Source organism: Pseudomonadota bacterium, assembly GCA_013285445.1.
Lineage (GTDB): Bacteria > Pseudomonadota > Gammaproteobacteria > Xanthomonadales > Wenzhouxiangellaceae > Wenzhouxiangella.
The window spans coordinates 3,230,755-3,255,468 of the sequence record CP053448.1 but is presented as its reverse complement, the minus strand read 5'-3'; the positions used below and the strand labels follow the sequence as shown (position 1 = coordinate 3,255,468).

Here is a 24,714-nt window from a genome sequence, read left to right as displayed (position 1 = left end):
ACCGTGAATTCTCCCGGTCACCCCTGGCCCCCTGGCTTCGACGCCGAAACCGCCGGCCGCGTCGGCCGGCTGATGTTTTACGGCCTGCTTGCGATCGTGCTGATGGCGCTTGACTTTCGCGGCGGCTATGTCGACCGGCTCCACCGATATGGATTGCTGGCCGTCGAGCCGGCGTTCATGCTCATCGATGCCCCGTTTGTGCTGGCGCGCCGCCTTGGCGACGAGTTGCGCGAGCGCGATGCGCTGCTGCGCCAGATCGACGCACTCGAGCAGGAGCAGCGCCAGCGCCGGGCCGCGCTTGCGCTGCTCGACGAGCTGGCCCGGGAAAACGCCGAATTGCGTGCCCTGCTTGACGCCTCCGAGCGCGTCGAGCTGCAGTTCAAGGCTGCCGAACTGATGAGCGTCGATCTCAATCCCTGGTCCCATCGCGTGCTGATCAATCGCGGTTCGCGCGACGGTCTGGCCGCCGGCATGGCGGTGATGGACGGTCAGGGGGTGATCGGTCAGATCGATGATGTCGCGCGCCATGCCGCCCAGGTCATTCTGATATCCGATCCCGACCATGCACTGCCGGTGCGGGTGCGGCGAACGGGATTGCGCACCGTGGCCTACGGATCGGGCCGGGTTGGTCGGCTGCGGCTGACCGATCTGCCGATGAACGTGGATCTCGAACCCGACGACGTGGTCGTGACCTCGGGGCTTGGCGGCATCTTCCCGGCCGGGCTGCCGGTTGCACGGGTCGATCGCGTCGAACGACCGCCGGGGGAGGCCTTTGCCCGGGCCGATCTGCAGCCGCTGGGACGGCTGGATCGGGCGCGGCATCTGCTCGTGGTGATGCCGCAGGACTCGACGCCCGAAACGGAAACGGGGCCGGCCGGTCCCGATCCGGCTGGCGCTGCGACAGCCGCTGACCAAGGGCCATGAGCGCGCGCGGCGACGGCAACCGGGTGCTTCTGGTTTCACTGCTCGTCGCGGTGGTGTTGACACTCATACCGCTGCCGGAGCGGGTCGGGGAACTGCGGCCATACTGGCTGGCGCTGGTGCTGATCTACTGGAACCTGGAAGCGGGGCGTCTGCGCGCCCTCGGGCAGGCTTTCGGGCTCGGGCTGCTGCTGGATCTGATGACCGCCAGCCTGCTTGGCCAGCATGCGCTGAGTCTGCTGATCATCAGCTACCTGGTCGAGCACTTCCGCAATCGCCTGCGGTTTTTCCCCCCTTGGCAACAGGCGGCGGCGGTCATGGCGCTGCTGTTCAACGACCGCATCGTTCAGCTCTGGGTGATCGGTCTGTCGGGTGATCAATGGCCATCCTGGGAATGGTGGCTGGCGCCGGTGATCGGCATGCTGCTATGGCCCTGGCTGTTCCTGCTGCTCGATCGCATCCGGCTGCGCGATCGCCGACAGTCCGGCAGCACATGAGAGTGGATACCGCCACGATCATCACGCCGCGTGAGCAGCGCACGCTGGTGATGAGCCGCCTGCGCTGGCTGGTGGCCGTCGTGCTGGTCGTGCTGCTGCTGATTCTGGCGCGCTTCGGCAGCCTGCAGCTTGGTGATCACGAGCGCTACGCCGCTCGCGCCGAGAACAACCGCATCAGCCTGCGGGCGCTGGCGCCCAATCGGGGATTGATACTCGACCGGCAAGGGCGGGTGCTGGCCGAGAATCGTCCGGCCTATCGGCTGGTGATTGTGCCGGAGCGGGCCGGTCAGCTCGAGCACACGCTGCAGGCGGTCGCCGGCCTGGTGCCGGTCAGCGACGACGAGCGTCGTCGTTTTCTCTACCACGAGCGCCGCTCGCGCCGCTTCGAACCGATTGTGCTCAAGGGCAATCTGAGTGCTGATGAGGTGGCGCGAATCGCAATCCACCGTCACCGCTTGCCGGGCGTGGATATCGAGCCATACCTGATGCGCCACTATCCCCATGGCGAGCTGCTGTCTCATGTCGTCGGCTATGTTGGCCGGATCGATCAGGACGATCTGGCCCGCCTGGACCCGAGCCGCTACCGTGCCACCCGATATGTGGGCAAGACCGGCATCGAGCGCCGCTACGAGGACCGCCTGCATGGCGAGACCGGCATCGAGCGCGTCGAGACCAACGCACAGGGACGGGTGGTGCGAGTGCTCGAGCGAACCGACCCCCGGCACGGCGAGAACCTGACGATCAATATCGACCTTGATGTGCAGCGGGCCGCCTACCGTGCGCTCGGTGACTACACCGGCGCGGTCGTGGTCGTGTCGGTCGACAGCGGCGAGGTGCTGGCGCTGGTCAGCAAGCCCGGATTCGACCCCAATCTGTTTGTCCACGGGATCAGTCAGGCCGCCTACGACAGCCTGCTTGACGATCCGCGGCGACCCCTGTTCAATCGCTTTCTGTCCGGTGGCTATGAGCCTGGCTCGACGATCAAGCCGTTCATTGCCCTGGCCGGTCTCGCGGTCGGCGTGATTACGCCCGAGACACAGGTATTTTCCGGCGGCAGCTATCAACTGCCTGGCCATGCGCGCCTGTATCGCGACTGGAAGGAGGAGGGCCACGGCTGGGTCGATCTCGAACTCGCGCTGGCCGAGTCGGTCAACGGCTATTTCTACCGGCTGGCGGTTGATCTGGGGATTGACCGGATTGCCCGTGAACTGGCGCTGTTCGGCTTTGGCCGCAGCAGCGGGCTGGACCTGCCCGGCGAGAGTGACGGCATCTTGCCGACCCGGACCTGGAAGCGAGCGAGATTCGATCAGCCCTGGTTTCCCGGAGAGACGGTGATTACCGGAATCGGACAGGGTTTTACCGTTGTTACCCCGCTGCAGCTGGCGCACGCCACCGCCGCACTGGCCGGCCGCGGTCGTACCGCCCGGCCGACGCTGGTTGGACGGGCTGAACCGGCACAGATGGTGCGCCATGATCCGGATGACTGGCAGGCGGTGCATGCCGGCTTGACGGCGGTGGTGCACGGTCCGAGTGGTACCGCGCGGGCAGTCGCCGCGCGTCTGTCTGCCCCCATGGCCGGCAAGACCGGTACCGCGCAGGTATTCGAGCGCCCGGACATCGACGATGCAGTCGATGCGCGCGATCAGGACGAGCTGCCCGTGTTTTTGCGCAATCATGCGCTGTTTACCGGCTTTGCGCCGGCAGACGAGCCGCGTCTGGTGGTCACGGCAGTGGTCGAGCATGGCGGCAGTGGCGCCGGCGTTGCCGCGCCGGTGGCGGCTGATGTCATGGCTGTGGCACTCGAAGCCTCTGGGCGAGGCGGCAACGATGCGGACGCTGGCCGTGAATAAGCTGCGCGCGGCAGATTCCCTGCTGGTTCGGAGTCTGAGCACATTACGGCTCGACCCGGTGCTTGTCGTCATGCTGGCCGTGCTGATGGGCGTCGGGCTGTTGGTGCTGTACTCTGCGGGCGAGCGGAATCCGGACCTGGTTTGGCGCCAGAGCGTGCGTTTCGGTGTCGGGCTGGCGGTCATGGTTGGTCTGGCCCAGGTGCCGCCTCGGCTGTTGCGTCTGTGGGGTCCCTGGCTGTATCTGCTGACCGTGCTGGCGCTCATCGCGGCCCTGATCGTCGGGGTTGGGCGCGGTGCCCAGCGCTGGCTGGATCTGGGCCTGATTCGCTTTCAGCCGTCCGAGGCGATGAAGCTGGCACTGCCGCTGATGCTGGCAATCATGCTCGATCGGCGACCCCTGCCGCCGGACTGGCGCATGCTGGCAGTGGCGTCGGCACTGATTGGCCTGCCGGTCGCACTGATCGTGGTACAGCCGGACCTCGGTACAGCGGTTCTGGTCGCGCTCAGCGGTTTATGCCTGCTGTTCCTGGCGGGACTTGGCTGGCGCGTGATCCTGACACTGGCGGCCGGACTGGCCGCTTCCGCGCCGCTGATCTGGCTGCGGCTGCACGATTATCAGCGCGAGCGCATTCTCACCTTCCTTGATCCGGAGAGTGACCCGCTGGGCCAGGGCTGGAACATCATTCAGTCAAAGATAGCGGTCGGGTCGGGCGGCATGACGGGCAAGGGCTGGCTGGGTGGCAGCCAGTCGCACCTCGAGTTTCTGCCCGAGCCCCACACGGATTTCATTTTGTCGGTGGCGGCAGAGGAATTCGGGTTTATCGGAGTCGCTGTGCTGCTGGTGATCTACGCAGCCATCATTCTGCGCGCCCTGTTTCTGGCCAGCCAGTGTCGTGATACTTTCGCCCGGCTGCTGTCAGGGGCGCTGGTGTTCATGTTCTTCGTCTACCTGGCGGTCAATGCCGGCATGGTCTCCGGACTGTTGCCCGTGGTCGGCGTGCCGCTGCCCTTGATCAGCTACGGTGGTACCTCGGCGGTGACGCTGCTTGCCGGGTTCGGTGTCGTCATGGGCCTGTACAGCCGCCGCCGATTCATGGGTTGAATCAGGTCCCGGCCAGTCAGAGCCGGGCACCGGCCAGCTGGTAGAATCTCTGCTGGCTACGGCAATCAAACTTTTCCCGCTACCGGGTTTCTATAGTCTCCAGGACATGCTACGGAATATCGCGATGTTTTTTTCGGTCAGCCTGCTGGTTTTGTCGCTGCTGCTGTCGGTCGGCACCCAGGCCGGTGAACTCGCCGAGCCGCATCCCGGCGCCGAGGCGTTTGTCGAACGGGTCGTGGTCGAGCATGGCCTGGATGCCGACGAGGTGCGTGAGGTGCTGGCCGAGGCCCGATACCAGCAATCGATCATTGACGCCATCACGCGGCCGGCCGAGGCCCGCCCCTGGTACCGCTACCGGCCGATATTCGTGACCGAGACGCGCATTGCCGCTGGCGCTGAGTTCTGGCGCGCCAATGAGGCTGAAATACGCGCGGCGGCGCAGCGGTTTTCGGTGTCGCCGGCGATCATCGTTGCCATCATAGGCGTCGAGACCAACTACGGCATGAACACCGGCAGCTTTCGGGTCATCGACGCGCTGGCCACGCTGGGTTTCTACTTTCCCCGCCGGGCCGATTTTTTTGCCTCGGAACTGGGACATTTCCTGAGCCTGGCCGGCGAAGAATCGCTGCCGGTCACCGAGGTGCGCGGCTCGTATGCCGGTGCCATGGGGGTGGGTCAGTTCATGCCGTCGAGCTATCGCGCCTACGCCATCGACATGGATGGTAGCGGCCGCCGCGATCTGTGGCGCTCGCTGCCGGACGCGCTCGGCTCGATTGCCAACTACCTGGCTCGCCACGGCTGGGAAGCCGATGGCCCGATCGCCCGCCGTGTCGATGGCGACGTTCCCGTGGATGCGTCAGCGTTTTCGCTCAAGCCCGAACATCGGCTCGGTCAATTGGTCGACATGGGGGTGGCGGTGGAGGTCGGCGACCTGCCGCCAGATACGCCGGCCACGCTGGTTGAGCTGGAAACGGAAAATGGTGCCGAGTACTGGGTTGGCTTCCAGAATTTCTATGTCATTACCCGCTACAACCGGTCGCCCCTTTATGCAATGGCTGTCTACCAGCTGGCCGAAGCCATTCGCGAGCGGGCTGTCCGGTGATGCGCCTGGCTGTCATGCTGATGATCTCGGCGCTGGCGGTCGCCTGTGCACAGCCGCAGCGCGAGCGCCCGGACGGTCCTCCGCCCGCACTGCCGGACCCCGATCTGATCGAATGGCCCCTGCCCCACCCGGAACCGCGCAGTGCGTACGGCAACCACACCCCCTACGAGGTCATGGGGCAGACTTACCGGGTGCTCGACCAGGCGGCCGGCTACAGCGAGGAGGGGATTGCCTCTTGGTACGGCACCAAGTTTCACGGCCGCATGACTTCGTCGGGCGAGCCCTACGATATGTATCAGCTGACCGCTGCGCACCGTACCCTGCCGCTGCCGACCTGGGCTGAAGTGACCCATCTGGACACCGGTCGGCGTATCATCGTGCGGGTCAACGACCGCGGGCCGTTTCATGCGGACCGACTGATCGATCTGTCATGGGCAGCGGCTCATGCCCTGGGCATGACCGAGGCCGGTACAGCGCCAGTGGCGGTACGCGCGATCACTTTCGATGAGCAGGTCGAGCCGACGCCCCGCCCCGCCCGCTTGCCGGTCTGGGTTCAGGTGGGTGCCTTTGCCGAAGCCGAACGGGCCGCAGCCGTCACCCGCGAGCTGGAACGGGCCGGGATCGGACCGATTGCGACCGAGGCATCGGGCAGCCCCGGCGAAGCGCTGTGGCGGGTGCGGATCGGCCCGGTCGAGGAATTGCGTCGCGCCGTGGCGCTGCTCGAGCGCGTCGCTGAACTCGGTCTTGGTCCGGCCCGCTATGTTTATCCGTGACTGTTGAATCCTTTTATTCAATACTGAAGCCATGCAATCGAATCGAATCATTCCATCCTGCCTACTGACCGCGCTGATCATCCTGTCAGCGGCCGACCTGGCCGCCCAGTCGCCGGTGCCGGCCGCGCCCTCGATCGGTGCCACAAGCTACATCCTCGTCGACTACCATAGCCAGGCCACGATCGCCGAGCAGCAGTCGGATGCCCGGGTCGAGCCGGCGAGCATCACCAAGCTGATGACGTCGTACGTCGTTTTCCGCGAAATCACCCGCGGCAATCTGGCGCTTGACGAGGCGGTGCTGATCTCTGAGAAAGCCTGGCGCACCGAGGGCTCGCGCATGTTTGTCGAGGTCGGCAAGCAGGTGCCGGTCGAGGCACTGCTCAAGGGAGTGATCATCCAGTCGGGCAACGACGCCAGCGTGGCGCTGGCCGAACACGTGGCCGGCAGCGAGGAGGTGTTTGCGGGCATGATGAACGAGGCGGCCCGGCAGCTGGGCATGAGCGGCACCCATTATGTCAACGCTACCGGTTTGCCGCATCCCGAGCAGTACACAACGGCACGCGACACTGCCCGCCTGGCGGCCGCGCTGATTCGGGAGTTTCCCGACTTCTATGCCTGGTATTCGGAGCGCGAGTACACCTTCAACGAGATCCGCCAGCACAACCGCAACCGGCTTTTGTGGCGCGACCCGTCGGTCGACGGACTCAAGACCGGGCACACCGAATCGGCCGGTTACTGCCTGGTGACCTCGGCCATGCGCGACGGCATGCGTCTGGTCAGTGTGGTCATGGGTACCGACAGCGAGGAGGCCCGGGCGACAGCCAGCCAGTCGCTGCTCAATTACGGGTTCCGTTTCTTCGAAACCTATCAGCTCTACGAGGCCGGCGATGAGCTCAGCGTCGAGCGGGTGTGGAAAGGGCAGTCGGACAGCGTCCGGCTGGGCGTCTCCGAAGACCTGTTCCTGACCATTCCGCGCGGCCGCTATGACGCACTCGAGGCCAGGCTGGAGATGGGTGATACCCTGATAGCGCCCCTGACACAGGGCGAGCGCGTGGGCCGGCTGGTCATTTCACTCGACGACAGCGATCTCGAAGAGCGCGACCTGGTTGCCCTCGATGCGGTCGAGGCAGCCGGCTTTTTCGGCCGTAGCATGGACGCCATGCGGCTATGGGTTGGTGGTCTGTTTGGCGGTGACTGACGATGGCGCCCGACGACAGTCCACTGTCCTTTCCCTGCCGCTGGCCGGTCAAGGCCATGGTGATGGCCGACGACGACGCATTGCATCAGGTGCTGTCGGTCATCGCGCGACACGCCGAGATGCCCGGCGAACACGACGTGAGCATCCGGCCCAGTCGTCATGGCCGCTATGAAAGCATTACCGTTGTGATCGAGGCCCAGTCGCGTCGCCAGCTCGAGGCCGTCTACAGCGAAATCCGGGCACTGGATGTCGTGAAGATGACGCTATGACGGAAGGCAAGGGACCAGGCTTCAGGGTTCAGCGCCCGGGGGAACCCTCGGCCGTTGTCGCGTCACCGGTACAACCCGTTGCGCCGGAGCTGGCCGTGCGGCATCTTGGCCGCCAGCCCTACCAACCGGTCTGGGCGGCAATGAAGGCGTTTACCGACGGGCGCGATGCCCAGACGGGTGACGAGCTGTGGCTGGTTGAGCACGATCCGGTCTTCACCCAGGGGCTGGCCGGACGCCCGGAGCACGTACTCAATCCTGGCGCCATTCCCGTGGTCCAGACCGATCGCGGCGGTCAGGTCACTTATCACGGTCCCGGTCAGGTCGTGATGTATCCGCTGCTCGATATCGAGCGCATTCGCTGCGGTGTGCGTTGTCTGGTTGATCGGCTCGAGCAGGCCGTGATCGACGTGCTCGACGGGATCGGCGCAGTCGGCGTGCGGCGTGAAGGCGCGCCGGGGGTGTTCGTTGGCCAGGCCAAGATCGCCTCGATCGGGCTGAAGGTGCGCCGCGGCTGCACCTATCACGGCCTGGCTTTCAATATTGCCATGGACCTGTCGCCTTTCTCGCTGATCAATCCCTGCGGCTATGCCGGGCAGCAGATGACCGATCTGCGCAGCCTGGTCGAGGAGCCCGACTGGGATGAGGCGGCCCGGCGGCTGGTGACATCCTTCTGCCGTTTGATGGGGTACCATGCATGTTGGGAGCATGTCTCCAGTGCAGATCGGCAAAACTTCACCGGCGCGGACCGGTCCTAGCTGACATGAATATGACACCAAATCGGATTTTCGTCCTCGTTTTCTCTCTGGCCCTGCTCAGTCCGGTGCTGTTGCTGCAGCCCGACGATGGCCGGGCCGGCGTCAGCGAAACCTCGGTCAAGCGATTGGCGCCCGAACCGCAGCATCGCTATGCCAGCCGCCTGGCGTCGCGGTTCATGACCAATTTTCACTATCGGCCGCAGAGTCTCGACAGCGAGTTCTCGGAGCGAGTGTTCAACCAGTACCTGGAGGTGCTCGACCCCAATCGGGTCTACTTCCTGGCCGATGATATTGCCGGTCTGGAGCGTTTTCGGGCCACCCTGGCCGATGCGGTCAGCTCGGCGGACCTTGAGCCCGCCTACGAGATATTCAACCTCTACATCGAGCGCGTCGACGAGCGGGTCGCCCATGCGCGTTCGCTGCTGGAGCAGGGCTTCGATTTCACCATTGACGAGAGCTATCACTTCGATCGCAGGGAACAGCCCTGGGCGGAGAGCCGCGAAGCGCTCGACGAAATCTGGCGCAAGCGGGTCAAGAACGACTGGCTGCGACTGAAGCTGGCCGACCAGGACGACGAGGAGATTGTCGAAACGCTTGACCAGCGCTACGACAACCTCGGGCGCCGAATCGGTGAATTCAACAACGAGGATGTGTTTTCGTTTCTGATGAATGCCTTTGCCCGCTCGATCGAGCCGCATTCGGCCTATATGTCGCCGCGTACCTCGGAGAATTTCGAGATCTCGATGCGTCTTTCGCTCGACGGCATTGGCGCGATGCTGCAGCGCGAGACCGAGTACACGACGGTCATCGAATTGGTGCCCGGCGGTCCGGCTGACCTCGACGGGCGGTTGCAGTCAGGGGATCGAATTATCGGTGTCGGCCAGGGTGCCGACGGTCCGATCGAGGACGTGATCGGCTGGCGTCTCGACGACGTGGTTGATCTCATCCGCGGCGAGCGCGAAACCGTGGTTCGGCTCGAGGTGCTGCCGGCGGACACCGGCCTGAGCGGTCCGTCGAAGGTCATCGACCTGGTGCGCAACGAAGTCAAACTCGAGGAACAGGCCGCCAGCAGCGAGCTGCTGGAGGTGCCGGTCGGCGAGGAAATCCGGCGCATTGGCGTCATTCGGGTGCCGGTGTTCTACGTGGATTTCCAGGGCAGGGCGCAGAACGAGCCCAATTATCGCTCCAGCACGCGCGACGTGCGTCGCCTGATCAACGAGCTCAAGGCCGAGTCGATTGACGGGCTTCTGATCGACCTGCGCGGCAATGGCGGCGGAGCCCTGGTCGAGGCGACCACCATGACCGGATTGTTTATCGATACCGGGCCGGTGGTTCAGGTGCGCGACTCGCGTGGCAACGTCAGCCTGGAAGAAGACCGCGAGCCCGGGATGGCCTGGGAAGGCCCGCTCGGCGTTCTGGTCGATCGCCGGAGCGCCTCGGCCTCGGAGATCTTCGCGGCTGCGATTCAGGATTACGGTCGCGGCGTGATCATCGGCGAAACGACCTTCGGCAAGGGCACCGTGCAGAACCTGATCGATCTCGACAATATGTCGCGCAGCGACGACGTGCGGCTGGGGCAGCTCAAGCTGACCATGGCCCAGTTCTACCGCGTCAGGGGCGGATCGACCCAGTCCAGAGGCGTGGTGCCCGATATTGCCTTGCCAACGCCGGATGATGCCGAGGACTATGGCGAAAGCGCGCTCGATTTCTCCATGCCCTGGGCCGAGATCCAGCCGACTGACTACCAGCCTTTTGCCGATCTGCAGCCGCTGATCGAGCGGGCGCGCGTCCGCCACGAGCAGCGCCTGGAAACCGATGATGCGCTTGCCGACCTGCTGGCCGAGCTGGCCGAATGGGAGGAGAACGGTAACCGTGATTCGGTCTCCCTGCTCGAGTCGGCGCGGCGCGAGGAGATGGATGCGGTCGAGGCGCGGCGAAGCGCCCGCTACGGGAGCGATGGACCTGAAGAAGAGCCGCTGGGCGACGGTCAGGACGCGGATGAGGCGGCAGCATCTGACGAGGAAGAGGAGGAAGATCTCTATCTGCTCGAGTCAGCCCGTATCCTGACCGACCTCATCGAGCTCGATGGCGATCATCTGCTGGCCCACCGCGAGCCCATCACTCTGGGTGTGGAGATCGACTGATCGCGAGCCGGCCGGTTGCGCTCTGATGCCCGCCCGTCCGCAGGTTGCGCGCGTGGCCGTGCCGGTGCCCGTGCCGCGCCTGTTCGAGTACCTGCCGGCTGGCGACGACCTGCCGGCGCCGGGCAGTCGCGTCATCGTGCCGTTCGGCCGACGGCGGCTGGTCGGGCTGGTCGTCGATCAGGGGCCGGCCTCGCCGGAACACGTCAGCGCGCTGCGGCCGATTGAACGCCTGGCCGATCCGGCGTTGGTCAATCCGGCTTTGCTGGAGCTGGTGCTCTGGTGTGCACGCTATTACGGCTTTGCTCCCGGCGAGGCGGTCAACCTGCTGTTGCCTGGTGCCTTGCGCCGGGTGCGGGCGTTCCGGCCGCCGGCGCCATCCTGTCTTGAATTGACCGAAGCGGGCCGTCGGGCCGATCTGGCGCGTGCGCCCGCGCAGGCAGGAGTGCGGGCGCACCTGGAGGCAGGGCCGGCTGAACGCGAGCAGTTGCTCAAGCTGGCCTCGGCGGCGGTGCTGCGGCAGATGGCGCAGCGTGGCCTGCTGCGTGCGACGGCTGCGACACCGCCAGCAGATCCTGACCCCGGGCCCGAACTGAACCAGGCGCAGCGCGCCGCTGTTGCCGCGATCCTGGGCGCGCGCCGCCGTTATCAGACCTTTCTGCTGGCCGGCGTCACCGGATCGGGCAAGACCGAGGTCTACCTGCAGGCCGCCCGTGGCCTGCTGGGGCGTGACCGCCAGGTGCTCATTGTCGTTCCGGAGATCGGGCTGACGCCGCAGCTGGTCAGGCGTTTCGAGCGGCGCCTGGGGCATCGTGTTCACGTCTACCATTCAGACCTGGGCGAGGGCGAGCGACTGGCGTGCTGGCAAGCTGCCGGTGACGGGTCGGCGCGGGTGATCGTGGGCACCCGCTCGGCGGTCTTTTTGCCGCTTCGTCGGCCGGGGCTGTTTGTGGTCGATGAAGAACACGATGCCTCGCTGAAACAGGCTGAGACGCCGCGCTATCACGGACGCGACGTGGCCGTGCTGCGCGCCCGGCGCTGCGGTATTCCGGTTGTGCTCGGCAGCGCAACCCCGGCGCTGGAAAGCCTGCACAACGCCCGAACCGGCCGGTACCGGAAACTGGTGCTCGGTCAGCGCGCCGGTCTGGCGCGCCAGCCACGCTGGCGCGTGATTGACGCCCGTGGCGGCGGGCGGGGTCTGAACAGGCAGCTGGTCGAAACCGTGCGGCGCCATCTCGACCAGGGCGGACAGGTGCTGCTTTATCGCAACCGGCGCGGCTATGCGCCGGTGCTGATGTGCGGCGAATGTGGCTGGCAGGCCGACTGCGAGCGATGCAGCGCGCATCTGACCTGGCACCGGCACCGCTCGGCCTTGCAGTGTCATCACTGCGGTGCCCAGCGCCGCGCACCAGCGCGCTGTCCGGACTGCGGATCACCCGATCTTCTGGGCCTGGGCAGCGGTACGGAAAGGCTCGAGCAGCAGATACGAGAGCAGTTGTCCGACGTTCCCGTTTATCGCGTCGATCGCGATACGATGACCCGGCGCGGGCAGTTCGATCAATTGCTGGCACAGGTTCGTGCCGGTGAGCCCTGTGTCCTGATCGGCACCCAGATGCTGGCCAAGGGCCATCACCTGCCGGGGGTGACCCTGGCGGCCGTGCTCGACGTCGACCAGGCGCTGTTCAGCGCTGATTTTCGTGCGCCCGAACGTCTCGGGCAGGCGGTCTGTCAGGTTGCCGGGCGATCCGGACGGGGCGATACCGCGGGTGAGTTCCTGTTATTGACCCGGCATCCCGAGCATCCACTGCTCGTGCGGCTGCGAAGCGGAGACTACCTCGACTTTGCCGACTGTCTGCTCGCCGAGAGACGCCAGGCCGAGCTGCCGCCATACACTGCGCTGGCCCTGCTGCGGGCCGAAGCGCATCAGCCCGAACCGGCGCGGGCCTTTCTTGATGCGGCGAGTCGGGCGCTGGCGGTCGACGGCCTGTCGATCACCGGCCCCCTGCCGGCGGTCCTGTCCCGGCGCGGCGGCTACTGGCGGTTCTATCTGTGGATACAGGCGCGCAACCGAACCGCCCTGGCTGCGGCAATCGGCAAGCGCCTGTGCATGCTGCACGATCTGCCGGCTGCGCGCAAAGCCCGCTGGCACCTGGATATGGATCCGGTGAATCTGTAGCCTAGTGTACCCCGTCACTCATCTTGTAACTTATAGAGCACCGTACAAGCCCGAGCGCAAGGCGGCGCTCGCCGGGAAGGGTGGGTGCCCTTTGCAAGAGCGTCAACGCCGCGATCGGGCTTGTACGGCGCTCCCGGTCGGGCGAGCGCCTCAGGGGCCATCTGCGGCGTTGCGATTGCTTGACGTAGCCCCACTACGCCGGCGCAATCGCGCCTTGCATCTGGCCCCTGAGGCACTCGCTATAAGTCACAAGATGAGTGACGGGGTACACTAGTAAAAACCTGTCATCAGGGGCAAACAGCCCGCAATGACAGGCCGGAACGCCGCCTGCTAACCGTCGTGGTTCGCTACACTGCGTCGGGGCGGATTGACCCAGATGATTTCAACCCCGCCTTGCTTGGCGGCCTGCTCGACGGCAGCGACATACTGGGCATTGATCTCGCTGGATGCGCTGCGCTGCGCTGTCGAGGCACAGCCAGCCAGCACAACGGCGAGGGCGGCAATCAGGGTCAGACGTAGGACAGTCATGACGTGAACCTCCTTGCGGACAGAACTCCACGAGAGTGTTGACATCACTATTCAGCACAAAGTTCCGCGCTCGTCGCGCAGCCGCCACGGCGGATATCGGCGACGGCGCTGTCGGGGCCGACGGCGTGTACACCGCCAAAGTAGAGATTGCGCTGCGGCCAGCGGCGCGCCTCCGGGAATCGGGACAGCAGCCACCCGATGCGCTCCGGCGGCGTTTGCGGCGGTGTTTCCATGGCCGCGCCATCGCGCTCGAAGTGCAGACGCGGCGCGGCTATGGCAGCTTCCAGCGGCATATCGAAGTCCACCAGAGCGCAGATGACCTGCGCCAGCGTGGTGCGGATGCGGTTCGACCCGCCGCTGCCGAGCAGAAAACGGCGCCGGCCACACTGCAGAATGGTCGGCGCCATCATTGACGCCAGCCGCCGGTTGAGCGGCCAGGTGTGAAAGCCGGTGCGGTTGATGTCCTCTTCGCCGAGCATGTTGTTGAGCATGATGCCGGTGTCCGGCAGCACATAGCCGCAGCCCTCTCCGTTTGACAGGGTCATGGCCACCGCCAGACCGCGTCCGTCGTCGATGCTCAGGTGGGTCGTGCCGCGCGCAACCCACGGGCCGGCGTCGATCAGGCCACGGAATGCCGTACGCAGCGCGCGCCCGGAGTGCAGCAGGTCGGGCCGTTCGAGCTGATGCCGCAGGTCCTCGGAGTCGCGCATCGCCCGGACCAGGGCATCCAGATGAGCGTCATCGCCGAAGGTGCAGTGTGGCGGCAAGTGCTGTTCCAGGCCATGCGTGGCCAGCGCAAGCATCATGCCGCCGAAGGCCGGTGGCGGGGTCGACCACAGCCTGGCGTGACGGTAGCGCCAGGTCAGCGGTCGTCGCCAGCGGGGCCGGTAGCCGGCCAGATCCGCCAGGCCGAGATGGCCGCCGCGCTCAGCCGAATCAGCGGCCAGCCGGCGCGCCGCCTCGCCACGGTAGAACAGATCGGGGCCTTCTTGGCCGAGCGGCTCGAGGAATCCGGCCAGGTCGGGATTGCGCACCACGCTGCCGACGTCTGGCAGGGGCGCGTCGATGGCGGCCAGCCCGAACAGCCGGGCGCTGGCTTCAGTAGCGCGCACGATCGGCTCGAGGATGCGCAGGGTGTAGTGCTGAACATCATTGAGCCCGACCCCGTCAGCGGCCAGCGCCCGGGCCGGCTCGACCAGCTGCTGCAGCGGCATGCGCCCGTAGCGCCGGTGCAGCGAGATCAGGGCCGCAAGCATCCCCGGGGTGGCGATCGCGGCCATGCCGACATGGAATTCCTGCACGTCAGTGCCGAAATTGCCGGTGATGGGATAGAAATCCAGATCGTCGACGCGCCGCTGGCGCGGCGTGTGAGCAAACCCGTCCAGCGCCAGGGGTGCCCGGCCGCGTTGGGCAACCAGCGCGTGCAGGCCGCCGCCAAGCGAGCACAGCATCGGTTCGGCGACGGTGGCGGCCAGGCCCGCGGCCACCGCAGCGTCGGCGGCCGTGCCACCGGCTTCGAGTACAGTGACGGCCGCCCGTGTTGTGGCCGCATGGCCGCTGGCAACCCGCCAGGCGCGGGTTGACTGTTGGCTGTTCCTGTTCATGACCGCCATTCTAATCGGTGTACAGGACCGCGCGCCGGACCTGGTCCCGCGATTGCGCCTCGCTGCACGATGTGGTTTTAGCTGTATCCGGCACCGGTTCGGCGAACGAGGTGATGGGGCCGCTGCCGGGCCGGCTGCGATGGTCGGCAACGGGCCGGCATGCGCCTTCGAGCCGCGGAGTGCTTGAAATATGTACGGCAAACCGGCAAAATACCCGGCTATTTTCCAGATAGCCCAGGACGACAAGCGATGAAGCCTGAAATCCATCCGGAGTACCGCGAAGTGGTCTTCCAGGATCTTTCGAGCGATCTGATGTTCAAGACCCGCTCGACGGTTCAGACCAAGGAGACCATCAAGTGGGAAGACGGCAACGAGTATCCGCTGGTCAAGGTGGAAGTCTCGAGCAAGTCCCACCCCTTCTACACCGGCAAGCACAAGATCATGGACTCTGGCGGCCGCGTCGACCGCTTCAAGCAGCGCTACGGCAAGAGCAAGCAGTAAGCGCTGGAAACACTCCCGGCTGTCGGGCGATCATCCCCCGGCAGCCGTTTTCCCCGCTTTCAACCTGACCCCGAATCAATCTGCCGGAACCGGCCGGTGCGGCGAGCGGAACGGCCTGTCCGCTGCCGGTGGTCGGATATCGCCGCGCCTGTGGGGCAGGTCACAGTCAGCGCCTCGTGCTTCATGGTTTGTTGATGTGGGCTTCCAAGGTCGGGCGTGGGGCTTGTTCTGCGCTGGTCGCAGTCGGGGTGTGCATCATGGCCGTCTGGGCGATTCGGCGAGGCCATACGTCCGCTTGTCCGTGTCTCGCTGCCGCTGGTCGGCCACCCCTTTCCCTTTCGCGGGCGAATCATTACGGTATAGGCCTGTCCCTGTATCCGGGAAAACGCACCGTGACCAACAAGCGCCCCGCGGGCTTTACGCTTCTCGAACTGCTGATCTCCATCTCTTTGCTGGCGATCCTGCTGGTCACGGCTGTGCCCAGCTTTCTTGACGCTATTCAAAATAATCGGCTCACCTCGCAGGCCAACGAATTCGTCACGGCCATGCAACTGGCGCGCAGCGAGGCGCTGAAGCGAAATCGTCCGGTTACGGTGTGTGCCAGCGACACCAGCGCAGAAACACCAAGCTGCGGCGGTGCGTGGACCGACGGCTGGATCGTTGCAACCGATGCCAATGGAGCCGGTGACAACTCGGTCAGCGTTAGCGAAATTCTGCGAGTCTGGCCAGCCGTAACCGGCAACAGCACCATTACGCCATCGGATTCGGAGACCTTCGTTCGCTACCTGCCGCGCGGTGAAGTGGATACGGCAGCGGCCACCTTTCCGATCGTGTTTCAGCTTCGGATTCCGCACTGCACTCGCGACTCGGCGCGGGACATCCGGATAGTTGCCGGCGGCAGAGCGATTGTTGAACGAGTGGAGTGTTGATTATGAGCGGCAAGCCAATGTTTCGGCCTTACTCTGGCAGCTTCAGGAGGCAGCGCGGCGTCACGATGATCGAGGTGCTGGTGACCGCTCTCGTGCTGTCGGTCGGCGTGCTCGGCCTGGCTGCACTTCAGGGGTTTTCGATCCAAAGCGGTCAAGCGGCCTATCAGCAGACCCAGGCGCTGAATCTGGCCTACGAGGTGGCTGATCATGTTCGCGCCAACCGCTCCGTGTTCCAAAGCGGTGGCACCTTGCCGGCGATCGCCCGTTGGCAGGAGTTGGTGACCCAGATGCTGCCAAACGGCAATCTGGCCGTGAATGTGGTCGGGGCAGCCGCCGACGGCGTGGTGTCGATCACCGTCACCTGGGCAGATGATCGTATCGGAGACACGCCCGAGGCCGGCGAGTCCATTGTCATCAATACCAGAATCTAATCCAGAGGGCCGATCGGTGAACCATTCCAGTCAATTTCCGCAAAAAAGCAAAGGATTAAGCCTCGTCGAGCTGCTCGTGGCACTGGTTCTGGGACTGCTGCTTGTCGGTGGCATCCTGCAGCTTTTCGTTGGCTCGAAGATGACCTACAACAGCAACGAAGCGCTGGCACGAGTGCAGGAAAACGGCCGTTTCATGATCGAGATGCTTAAGCGCGAAACGCGCGGCATCGGCACACACGGTTTTTGCGCCGGCCAGATGAATATCCGCAACCACCTCAACGAGGACTGCGGTGGCTATGTTGATATATTGTTCGACCCCAGCCAGTCCGTGGTCGGCTGGGAGTTCAGTGGAACCGCTGTAGGCGATCCTGCGACCGAACTGCCCGAGGACCTGAGTCCAGCAGACCTGGCGGTTGGAAACTGGCAGTCGCGCCAGCCTGACGGCTCGCAGCTGCAGCTGCCCGATGCCTTGCAGGACCAGGTTGTTACGGGTTCCGATGTGCTTGTCATTCGGTCTCTTGAGCTGCAGGACGTTCTTGTCGACAGCAATCAGAACAACACCAATATCGGACTGATATCGGGCACGGTGCCCAGGCGTGGGATCATCATGGTCACGGATTGCGCCAACGGGGCGGATATTTTCCAGCAGTCCAACGCCAACAATGCCGACGGAAGCCTCTCCAAGCCGGTACAGAGCTGTAGCAATCCCGGCCCGGGCAACAAGCCGCCCGGACTCAACCCCTGGGGTACTGATTACAACGAAACAGCCCAGGTTTTTTCAGCCCAGGTCGTGGCCTATTACATTGGCTACAACGCTGCGCGCGAGGAACCCGGCCTTTATCGGCTCGATCTGTCCCGCGGATTGAGAGATGAGGATCTGCTGCCGGAGGAACTCGTTGAGGGGGTCGAGTCCATGCAGGTGCTCTATGGCTTCAGCCTGCCTGCTCCGGCCGGTGACGGGCAGAGTATCGACTTCTGGCTGCCGGCTGACGAGGTTCGTGACTGGGGTCTGGTCATCGCCATGCGTATCAGTTTGCTGGTTCGGTCCGCCAACAATGCCGATGCCACGCTGCTGCAGGGCACCTATGATCTGGCGGGTACCCCCATCATGAATGCGCCTGATCGGCGATTGCGGCAGACATTTGCGACCACCGTGGCCGTGCGCAATCGAATCATCGTGCAATAACTCGCAAGGGAAAGAGCTATGCAAGCCATTTCGGTTTCAAGACAACGGGGTGTGGCGCTGTTCGTTGGGCTGATGATATTGCTGATGCTGACCCTGCTGGGTTTGACCTCCAGCAACGTCAGCATCATGCAGGAACGCATGGCCAGCAACGTTCGCGAATACAACGTCGCCTTTCAGCAGGCAGAAGCCACGCTGCGCGAAATCGAGGATCGACTGGTACAAATGGCCGCCGGGACAACTGGCGGACTGCCGGTGATACCGACATGGGCCGATGACCTGAATCTCGTCAATATGCCCAATGACTGCACCCTGGAGCGGCGATACGGGGTGGATTGGGACAATGTGCCCTGGCAGACGGCGCCGACCACGGGCAACGATTTCTTCATCATTGCACTGGGCGACTATATCAACCCGAATACCGGGCTGCCGCAGGGATCGGCTTGCCGACCGATGGACGACAATCAGCGATCCGACGGAACCCCGGTTTCAGATCGTTATTATCTGGTGCTGGCGCGCGCGTTCGGGCCGGGTGACGCATCGCGCCGCGCCGAGGCGCTGGTGCAGACCATTTTCTTCTGGCCTGAATAGTCCGTGTGACCGAATCGAAACAATCAGACGGCTCTGGAGCCGCGAGCGAGGCAACAATGAGCATTGAAAAACGCGTTCGACTGACAATCTGCAGCGCCTTGATGGCATGGGCCGGCGTGGTTTCTGCCGACCAGCTCGATATTGCACAGGGGCCGCTGTTTCAGGCCGCCAACTACCCGCCGATGAACATGATGGTCATGGGTCGCGACCATTCGCTGTTCTATGAGGCCTACAACGATGCGTCTGACCTGACCGGAAACGGGGCGCCGGATATCGGATACAAACCTGACGAGATCGACTACTTTGGCTACTTCGATTCATTCAAGTGTTACTCGTACGACTCCGGCGGCAAGGTGTTCGAACCGACTGGCGAAACAGCCACCAAGAAATGCGGCTCCGGCTGGAGCGGCGATTTCCTCAACTGGGTCACGACGGCGCGCATTGATGCCCTGAGAAAAGTGCTCTATGGCGGGTCGCGGCTGGTCGACAGCGAAGACCGGACGGTTCTGCAGCGTTCCTACATTGCCCAGGACGCGCACTCCTGGGGCAAGGAATATCAGAGCCCCGAGCGCGATGGCTACGACATCAGGGACTACACCCCGCTGGGCTTGCCGGGCACCGGGCGATATCACCTGTTCGCCAACACCAGCCTGACAGCCAACCCGGACGAACCGCTGATGCGCGTGCTGGCCAACACGGGTTTTCGTGTCTGGGAATGGGTCGCCATCGAGCGCCCGGTGGCCGGGGATCGCTGCCTGAATGGCGGCAGTGGCCCGCTGTGCACTTCGGATGCCGATACGCGCAGGGATTTTGTCGTGCGGGTCGAGGTTTGTGACGAGAACATGCCGGAAGACAACTGCCAGCGCTATCCCAGCGGGCACTACAAGCCAACCGGTCTGCTGCAGGATTTTGGTCAGGAGGGCCAGATGCACTTTGGCTTGATTACGGGCAGCTACCTGAACAATATGTCCGGTGGCGTGCTGCGTCGGCAGATGGACAATATCTCGTCCGAGATCAACGCCGACACCGGTCAGCTTTCCGATGTGGATGGCATCATCCGTACGATTGACAGCCTGCGCATTGTTGGCTTCCAGTCCGGCCGCGCCTATTATCCCGGCTGGTCCGGCGCCTGGCTGACCCAGCGATCGATGAACCAGGGCGAGTTTCCGGACTGGGGCAACCCGGTGGCCGAGATGGTCTACGAGGCGCTGCGCTACTATGCGGGCAAGGCCAGTCCGACTGCGGCCATGGTGCCGCCCCTGACCAATGGTTCCGAGCGCGTTCCGATCCGGCTGGGCGGCAGTCTCGATTTGCCGGTCAGCGAATGGGATGATCCCTATGCAAGCCGCCCCTGGTGTACCAAGGGCGCCAACCTGATCATCAGCAACGTCAATATTTCGAATGACGGCCGTCTGGTGCCGGGCAGCGCTTTCTCGAGTTTCAGCGGCGATCTGGACGGCCTCAATGCCGCGACCCTGGGGCAGGAGATCTGGAACCTCGAACATGGCGGCAGCAGTGCCCATTTCATCGGGCAGTCCGGTGCCCATGCCGATGGCGCGCCTACGGTCAAGACGGTTTCCAGCCTGGGCAATATCAGGGGGCTCTCGCCGGCCGAGCCGACCAAGGAAGGGACCTACTACAGCGCCAGCGTCGCCCGGTTCGGGATCAAGGACGATCTGCGCGAGGACCTGGAAAGCGAGCAGCTGATCGAGACATTCTCAGTTGCCCTGGCTTCGCAACTGCCGAAGATCGAGATGCCGATCGGCGATCAGGTCATTACCATGGTGCCGTTCGGCAAGTCGGTCAACGGCTGTATCGGCACCAACCCCAATCGCGATCGTTTTCAGCCGATGGCCCAGATCGTGGACTTCTTCATCGAGGAGTGGGCCAATACCCACCCCCAGAACATGGACGGCTCGGTCAACGGTGGCCGACCGTTTGCCAGTTTCCGGATCAACTTCGAAGACGTCGAGCAGGCAGCCGATCACGACATGGACGGTATCGTGAACTACCAGATTGCCGTTCAGGAGGACGGCTCACTCGATGTGTCGCTGACTCCCGAGTACTATGCGGGTTGCATCAAGATGAACGTGGGCTATGTCATATCCGGCGTGGAGTCCGATTTCAAGCACCCGCTTCTGCCGGACCAGACCGTACGGGCCGCCGCCGATGGCCTGTACCTGGAAGTGCGCGGTGATCCGAACGCCGGCGACAACATGGTCTACTACCTGAATACACCGCCGGCCATTCCCCCGGGTGCATGCGCGATGCAGCCTGTACCGCCACAGTATCAGGCAGACTGCACGACGGCGCCCGGCATGCCGCCTGAAAACATGAATGAACCGGTTACAAGAACGTTCTACCCGGCCGGCAGCGAGGCAGCCACCGTGCTGCGTGACCCGCTGTGGTATGCCGCCAAGTACGGCAACAGCAGCAACGAGGATCTCGATCCCGGTGAAACGCCGGAAAACTACTTCCTGGTCACCAATGCGGCCACGCTCAAGGAGCAGCTCGAGCGCGCGTTTCAGCAGATTCTGGATCTGAATGCGGTGACGACGCTGCAGACCAACTCCACGCGACTGCAAACCAACAGCTTGCTGTACCAGGCCAGTTTTGAAACGGAGCACTGGGGTGGCGAGATCAAGGCGATGGATCCCGAGTCGCTCGACGTCGAGTGGCAAGCCTCGGAACAGCTGCCCGAGCCCGATGCGCGAAACATCTGGACCTGGGACGTGGCCAATGCCGATGCGCTGGAGTTCTCGGCTGACAACGCGGACTACTTCGGCGATATCATCTTTCCGGCAGCCGCCGACGGCGCCGATCGTGCAGTCCTGCTGGTCGAATATGTCCGGGGCAGCAGAGAGCTTGAAGAAGCAAACGGCGGACCGTTGCGCACACGGGAAAGCCTGGTTGGCGCGATTGTCAACTCGCAGCTCAACCTCGCCACACAGCGCAATGAGGGCTGGGCGCGACTGCCGGCCGATCAAGGCGGCGGTGTGGAAGGCTCGGGCAGCTATGGCCATTACCTGGAAAACGTCAAGGTCAATCGCCCCGATACGCTCTATGTCGGGGCCAATGCCGGCATGTTGCATGCTTTCGATGCCGAAACGGGCCAGGAACGATTTGCCTACGTGCCGCGCGCAGTGCTTGAGAAACTGCCTGACATGGCGCGCCCCGAGTTCACCAGCCGTTTCTATGTCGATGGCCAGATCACCGTTGCCGACGCGCGGATCGGCGGCCAGTGGAAGAGCGTGCTGGTCGGTGCCCTTGGTGCCGGCGGTCGATCCGTGTTTGCGCTGGATGTCACCGACCCGGCCAATTTCGGTGCCGATGACGTGCTCTGGGAGTTCACGATTGACCCGACCGATGACCGGGGTGACCCTGACCTGGGGCATGTCTACGGATCGCCCTCGATCACCAGGCTGGCCGACGGCACCTGGGTGGCGATCTTCGGCAACGGCTACAACGGGGCCAGCAATCATCCTGCCTTGTTCGTCATCGATCTGGCAAGCGGGCAGCGTCTGCACAAGGCCGAGCCGAGTATTCCCAACAATCAGCTTCCTGCGGTGAACGGACTGGCCTCGCCGGCGTTGCTGATGGAGGTCAGCCAGCGCAATCACGTCTGGCGTGCCTATGCCGGCGACTTGTCGGGGCGCATCTGGCGCTTTGATTTCGACGAGAATGGCGCGCCCTCGGTACCGGAAATCGGCAGCGGCAACGGGCACTGGCTGTTCCGGACCGAAGATGGACGCGCGATCACCAGCACGCCGACACTGGCGACCAGTGTGCAGGGTGGTGTCAACGTGTTCTTTGGAACCGGCAAGCTGATTGAAAACAGCGACCGGGAAGACCAGACCGTCGAGAGCTTCTACATGGTCCGCGACGTCAATGAGCAGGTCAGCCTCAACGATCTTGGCCAGCGCAGTCTGGTGCAGGAAAACGAAAATGACAGCTTCCGGTCAGTCTCGCGCGATAGCGACGGCAATCGCGGCTGGCAGCTCACTTTGAGCGTTGGCGGCAATGGCGGAGAACGGGTGCTGTCCCGTCCCTCGGTTGGTTTTGGTACGCTGATCTTCGCGACCTTCGAGCCCGATTTCACCGAGTGCTCGCAGGGCGGCGATCAGCGCTTCTACGTGCTCGATGCCGCCAGCGGTGAGGGCGATCTGAGCCTGGCGGCCTGTCCGGCCTGTGCGGGTATGACGATTGGTAGCGGTGCACCAATCAGCCCGCCCGTTGTTATCGTGCCGCCCGACCACGGCGGCGACCAAGGGGATGGCGGAACCGACAGTGGTCCCGGATTGCCTGATCCCGACGACGGTGACGGTGGGGATGATGGCGAAACGCCGCCCGAACCGCCGGAGGTGGCGACCGGTGACCGTTCAGCCTGGTGTTCATCGTTCGGTTTCATCAATCCGGCAACCAGCCAGTTCCAGACTGTGGGCAACATTTGTGACGGCCGTCAGGTCTGGAGACAGGCGCGATGAGAACGTACACATCACGCGGCATTGCGCGACTCGGGCACGGCTTTACGCTGATCGAGCTGATGATTGCGGTGGCGATACTGGCCATTGTCATGGCAATTGCCATTCCGAGCTACAACGAGTTCGTGACTCGCAGCAACCGTGCCGAGGCCAAGGCATTGCTGATGAACGCGGCCCAGGCGCTGGAGCGATGCTATACGCGCTTCAGCGCCTACAATGCCGGTGAGTGTCCCGTCGCCTTTCCACAGACATCGGAAAATGAGTGGTACCAACTCCCGGAGGACGAGCAAGCGGTCGCAGCCACGACTTATACCTTGGTGGCTGTTCCTCAAGGTGTCCAGGCTTCGCGTGATACCAAGTGCGCCAACTTCACGCTGACCCATACCGGCGCTCGCGGCGTCAGCGGTTCGGGTTCGGTCGATGATTGCTGGTAATACTGACCCGGCCGCACGGTAGATCGCAAGCCGCGCTGGGCATTTCGGCAGCAAGCCGGCGAAACGCCGCTGTAAGCGCAACCTGTATTACTGCCGGGTCAATGGATCGCCTGTAGCCCGTCCGGGCGCGCTTTGCTAAGGTAGCGGCAGGGATCTGATCGCCACAGAGTGGTCGCGCTTGAAGAATCGTTCCAGACGTTCGGGGCCGGACAACGGCCCGGCCCATGGGGTGCTGCCTGATCTGTGCGCGCCGGGCAGCCTTTTGCTGCTGGTGCTGGTTGGCCTGATTGTTGCCCTGATCCATGCCCTTGCCGGCTCGTCGGCGGCCGATGAGCTGTGGCTGGCGTTCGGGCTTTCGGTGCTGTTTGTCGAATGGGTCGTGCTGGTGTCGGCTGCGCTGGTGTGCGGGCTCCGGCGACGGCTGCAGCGGTGGCGGGCGTCTTTAGTCGATGCGGCGGTTTTTCTGACCGTTCCGCTGGTCACCCTGGCAGCCAGTCTGCTGGTCGTCATGCTGTTGCCGGAGGAGGGACGTGCCGACCCGCTGTGGTTCGTGATTCGCAACATGCTCATCAGCCTGCTGGCCTCGCTGCTGCTGGTGCGTTACCTGGTGCTGCAGCAGCAATGGCGGCGCCAGGTCGCGGCCGAATCACGCGCCCGTCTGGATGCGCTCCAGGCCAGCATCCGCCCGCATTTCCTGTTCAATTCGCTCAACACCATTGCCAGCCTGGTCCACGACAAGCCCGACCAGGCCGAGCAGGCCACCCTGGATCTGTCTGACCTGATCCGGATCGGCCTCAAGCCGGGCGCCATGCACGCGCTGGGCGAAGAGCTGGAACTCGTGCGTGGCTATCTGCGGCTGGAATCGCTGCGGCTGGGCGAGCGACTTGAAGTGGACTGGTCGGTTGACGACCGTCTGCCGCTCGAGCGCCAGCTGCCGGCTCTGCTGCTGCAGCCGCTGGTGGAAAACGCCATTGTGCATGGTATTTCGCGACGGCCCGACGGCGGCTGTGTTCAGGTGCATTGCGACATGATTGGCTGGGGGCGGATACGTTTCGTCGTCACCAACCCCCTGGCCGAAACTTCGGCCCGGCCGCCAGAGAGCAACCGCATGGCGCTCGACAACATTCGCCAGCGACTGGCGCTTGCCTACGAGGAGGGCGCGCGCCTGAAAACCCGTCGGGAGGACGGCCGCTTCTACGTGGAGATGATCCTGCCCGCGTAGGTCGGGGCCGCGTCCCCGACAAACGA

At 64.2% G+C, this 24,714-nt stretch carries 21 protein-coding genes; 19 read left to right on the top strand and 2 right to left on the bottom strand.

Annotated features, from left to right (window positions below):
• The first annotated feature begins 3 nt into the window (after nucleotides 1-3).
• The 11 genes from mreC to HND55_14400 all read left to right on the top strand — a co-directional run bounded on the left by mreC (nucleotide 4) and on the right by HND55_14400 (nucleotide 12,784).
• The gene (gene mreC / locus HND55_14450; protein ID QKK03759.1) at nucleotides 4-924 is read left to right on the top strand and encodes a rod shape-determining protein MreC; all 921 of its coding nucleotides are present in this window, start codon (nucleotides 4-6) and stop codon (nucleotides 922-924) included.
• Nucleotides 921-1,418 carry a rod shape-determining protein MreD gene (gene mreD / locus HND55_14445; protein QKK03758.1) on the top strand — a complete coding sequence of 166 codons (498 nt, stop codon included), beginning with the start codon at nucleotides 921-923 and terminating at the stop codon, nucleotides 1,416-1,418. Before mreC ends, mreD begins: the two co-directional genes overlap by 4 nt.
• Entirely contained in the window at nucleotides 1,415-3,268 is a 1,854-nt protein-coding gene (mrdA, locus tag HND55_14440; GenBank protein ID QKK03757.1) for a penicillin-binding protein 2, read from the top strand. Before mreD ends, mrdA begins: the two co-directional genes overlap by 4 nt.
• Nucleotides 3,246-4,370 carry a rod shape-determining protein RodA gene (rodA, locus tag HND55_14435; GenBank protein ID QKK03756.1) on the top strand — a complete coding sequence of 375 codons (1,125 nt, stop codon included), beginning with the start codon at nucleotides 3,246-3,248 and terminating at the stop codon, nucleotides 4,368-4,370. The genes mrdA and rodA overlap by 23 nt, the downstream gene beginning before the upstream one ends.
• Nucleotides 4,371-4,494: 124 nt before the next feature.
• On the top strand, nucleotides 4,495-5,472 hold the full coding sequence (gene mltB / locus HND55_14430; GenBank protein ID QKK03755.1) for a lytic murein transglycosylase B: 978 nt from the start codon (nucleotides 4,495-4,497) through the stop codon (nucleotides 5,470-5,472).
• Nucleotides 5,472-6,245 (top strand): septal ring lytic transglycosylase RlpA family protein, encoded by a 774-nt coding sequence (locus HND55_14425; protein QKK04128.1) that lies wholly within the window; start codon nucleotides 5,472-5,474, stop codon nucleotides 6,243-6,245. The genes mltB and HND55_14425 overlap by 1 nt, the downstream gene beginning before the upstream one ends.
• A gap of 31 nt (nucleotides 6,246-6,276) precedes the next feature.
• Entirely contained in the window at nucleotides 6,277-7,443 is a 1,167-nt protein-coding gene (locus tag HND55_14420; GenBank protein QKK03754.1) for a D-alanyl-D-alanine carboxypeptidase, read from the top strand.
• Between the two features lie 2 nt (nucleotides 7,444-7,445).
• Complete coding sequence (locus HND55_14415; protein QKK03753.1) at nucleotides 7,446-7,712, top strand: DUF493 domain-containing protein; 267 nt, start codon at nucleotides 7,446-7,448, stop codon at nucleotides 7,710-7,712.
• Nucleotides 7,709-8,467 carry a lipoyl(octanoyl) transferase LipB gene (gene lipB, locus HND55_14410; GenBank protein QKK03752.1) on the top strand — a complete coding sequence of 253 codons (759 nt, stop codon included), beginning with the start codon at nucleotides 7,709-7,711 and terminating at the stop codon, nucleotides 8,465-8,467. The genes HND55_14415 and lipB overlap by 4 nt, the downstream gene beginning before the upstream one ends.
• A gap of 5 nt (nucleotides 8,468-8,472) precedes the next feature.
• Entirely contained in the window at nucleotides 8,473-10,611 is a 2,139-nt protein-coding gene (locus HND55_14405; GenBank protein ID QKK03751.1) for a carboxy terminal-processing peptidase, read from the top strand.
• A 25-nt stretch (nucleotides 10,612-10,636) separates the two neighbouring features.
• Nucleotides 10,637-12,784: a primosomal protein N' gene (locus HND55_14400; protein ID QKK03750.1), complete on the top strand. Its 2,148-nt coding sequence runs from the start codon at nucleotides 10,637-10,639 to the stop codon at nucleotides 12,782-12,784.
• Nucleotides 12,785-13,114: 330 nt separating this feature from the next.
• Here the strand turns inward: HND55_14400 and HND55_14395 are convergent, their stop codons facing one another.
• Together HND55_14395 and HND55_14390 are read right to left on the bottom strand one after the other, a co-directional pair.
• The gene (locus tag HND55_14395) at nucleotides 13,115-13,312 is read right to left on the bottom strand and encodes a hypothetical protein (GenBank protein QKK03749.1); all 198 of its coding nucleotides are present in this window, start codon (nucleotides 13,310-13,312) and stop codon (nucleotides 13,115-13,117) included.
• Between the two features lie 47 nt (nucleotides 13,313-13,359).
• Nucleotides 13,360-14,916, bottom strand: coding sequence for a gamma-glutamyltransferase (locus HND55_14390; protein QKK03748.1), 1,557 nt, complete (start codon nucleotides 14,914-14,916; stop codon nucleotides 13,360-13,362).
• Nucleotides 14,917-15,165: 249 nt separating this feature from the next.
• Between HND55_14390 and HND55_14385 the strand changes: the two genes are divergently transcribed.
• The 8 genes from HND55_14385 (at nucleotide 15,166) to HND55_14350 (ending at nucleotide 24,688) form a co-directional block, all read left to right on the top strand.
• Nucleotides 15,166-15,417, top strand: coding sequence for a type B 50S ribosomal protein L31 (locus HND55_14385; GenBank protein ID QKK03747.1), 252 nt, complete (start codon nucleotides 15,166-15,168; stop codon nucleotides 15,415-15,417).
• Between the two features lie 392 nt (nucleotides 15,418-15,809).
• Nucleotides 15,810-16,346: a prepilin-type N-terminal cleavage/methylation domain-containing protein gene (locus HND55_14380; GenBank protein ID QKK03746.1), complete on the top strand. Its 537-nt coding sequence runs from the start codon at nucleotides 15,810-15,812 to the stop codon at nucleotides 16,344-16,346.
• Between the two features lie 65 nt (nucleotides 16,347-16,411).
• Complete coding sequence (gene pilV / locus HND55_14375) at nucleotides 16,412-16,777, top strand: type IV pilus modification protein PilV (protein QKK03745.1); 366 nt, start codon at nucleotides 16,412-16,414, stop codon at nucleotides 16,775-16,777.
• Entirely contained in the window at nucleotides 16,755-17,963 is a 1,209-nt protein-coding gene (locus HND55_14370; protein QKK03744.1) for a hypothetical protein, read from the top strand. Before pilV ends, HND55_14370 begins: the two co-directional genes overlap by 23 nt.
• An 18-nt stretch (nucleotides 17,964-17,981) precedes the next feature.
• Nucleotides 17,982-18,551: a hypothetical protein gene (locus tag HND55_14365; GenBank protein QKK03743.1), complete on the top strand. Its 570-nt coding sequence runs from the start codon at nucleotides 17,982-17,984 to the stop codon at nucleotides 18,549-18,551.
• A 56-nt stretch (nucleotides 18,552-18,607) separates the two neighbouring features.
• Entirely contained in the window at nucleotides 18,608-23,035 is a 4,428-nt protein-coding gene (locus tag HND55_14360) for a fimbrial assembly protein (GenBank protein QKK03742.1), read from the top strand.
• Nucleotides 23,032-23,466, top strand: coding sequence for a type IV pilin protein (locus HND55_14355; protein QKK03741.1), 435 nt, complete (start codon nucleotides 23,032-23,034; stop codon nucleotides 23,464-23,466). Before HND55_14360 ends, HND55_14355 begins: the two co-directional genes overlap by 4 nt.
• A 178-nt stretch (nucleotides 23,467-23,644) precedes the next feature.
• A complete protein-coding gene (locus tag HND55_14350; GenBank protein QKK03740.1) occupies nucleotides 23,645-24,688 on the top strand; it encodes a histidine kinase in 1,044 nt (347 codons plus the stop codon).
• The last annotated feature ends 26 nt before the right edge of the window (nucleotides 24,689-24,714 follow it).

What these genes read in the sequence shown, in the direction of transcription:
- HND55_14365 (QKK03743.1), top strand. Translation starts at nt 17,982, where the DNA reads ATGCAAGCCATTTCGGTTTCAAGACAACGGGGTGTGGCGCTGTTCGTT.
- mrdA (QKK03757.1), top strand. Translation starts at nt 1,415, where the DNA reads ATGAGAGTGGATACCGCCACGATCATCACGCCGCGTGAGCAGCGCACG.
- mreD (QKK03758.1), top strand. Translation starts at nt 921, where the DNA reads ATGAGCGCGCGCGGCGACGGCAACCGGGTGCTTCTGGTTTCACTGCTC.
- HND55_14355 (QKK03741.1), top strand. Translation starts at nt 23,032, where the DNA reads ATGAGAACGTACACATCACGCGGCATTGCGCGACTCGGGCACGGCTTT.
- HND55_14420 (QKK03754.1), top strand. Translation starts at nt 6,277, where the DNA reads ATGCAATCGAATCGAATCATTCCATCCTGCCTACTGACCGCGCTGATC.
- HND55_14400 (QKK03750.1), top strand. Translation starts at nt 10,637, where the DNA reads ATGCCCGCCCGTCCGCAGGTTGCGCGCGTGGCCGTGCCGGTGCCCGTG.
- mltB (QKK03755.1), top strand. Translation starts at nt 4,495, where the DNA reads ATGTTTTTTTCGGTCAGCCTGCTGGTTTTGTCGCTGCTGCTGTCGGTC.
- HND55_14405 (QKK03751.1), top strand. Translation starts at nt 8,473, where the DNA reads ATGAATATGACACCAAATCGGATTTTCGTCCTCGTTTTCTCTCTGGCC.
- HND55_14425 (QKK04128.1), top strand. Translation starts at nt 5,472, where the DNA reads ATGCGCCTGGCTGTCATGCTGATGATCTCGGCGCTGGCGGTCGCCTGT.
- rodA (QKK03756.1), top strand. Translation starts at nt 3,246, where the DNA reads ATGCGGACGCTGGCCGTGAATAAGCTGCGCGCGGCAGATTCCCTGCTG.
- HND55_14395 (QKK03749.1), bottom strand. Translation starts at nt 13,312, where the DNA reads ATGACTGTCCTACGTCTGACCCTGATTGCCGCCCTCGCCGTTGTGCTG.
- pilV (QKK03745.1), top strand. Translation starts at nt 16,412, where the DNA reads ATGATCGAGGTGCTGGTGACCGCTCTCGTGCTGTCGGTCGGCGTGCTC.
- lipB (QKK03752.1), top strand. Translation starts at nt 7,709, where the DNA reads ATGACGGAAGGCAAGGGACCAGGCTTCAGGGTTCAGCGCCCGGGGGAA.
- HND55_14385 (QKK03747.1), top strand. Translation starts at nt 15,166, where the DNA reads ATGAAGCCTGAAATCCATCCGGAGTACCGCGAAGTGGTCTTCCAGGAT.
- HND55_14360 (QKK03742.1), top strand. Translation starts at nt 18,608, where the DNA reads ATGAGCATTGAAAAACGCGTTCGACTGACAATCTGCAGCGCCTTGATG.
- HND55_14415 (QKK03753.1), top strand. Translation starts at nt 7,446, where the DNA reads ATGGCGCCCGACGACAGTCCACTGTCCTTTCCCTGCCGCTGGCCGGTC.
- HND55_14390 (QKK03748.1), bottom strand. Translation starts at nt 14,916, where the DNA reads ATGAACAGGAACAGCCAACAGTCAACCCGCGCCTGGCGGGTTGCCAGC.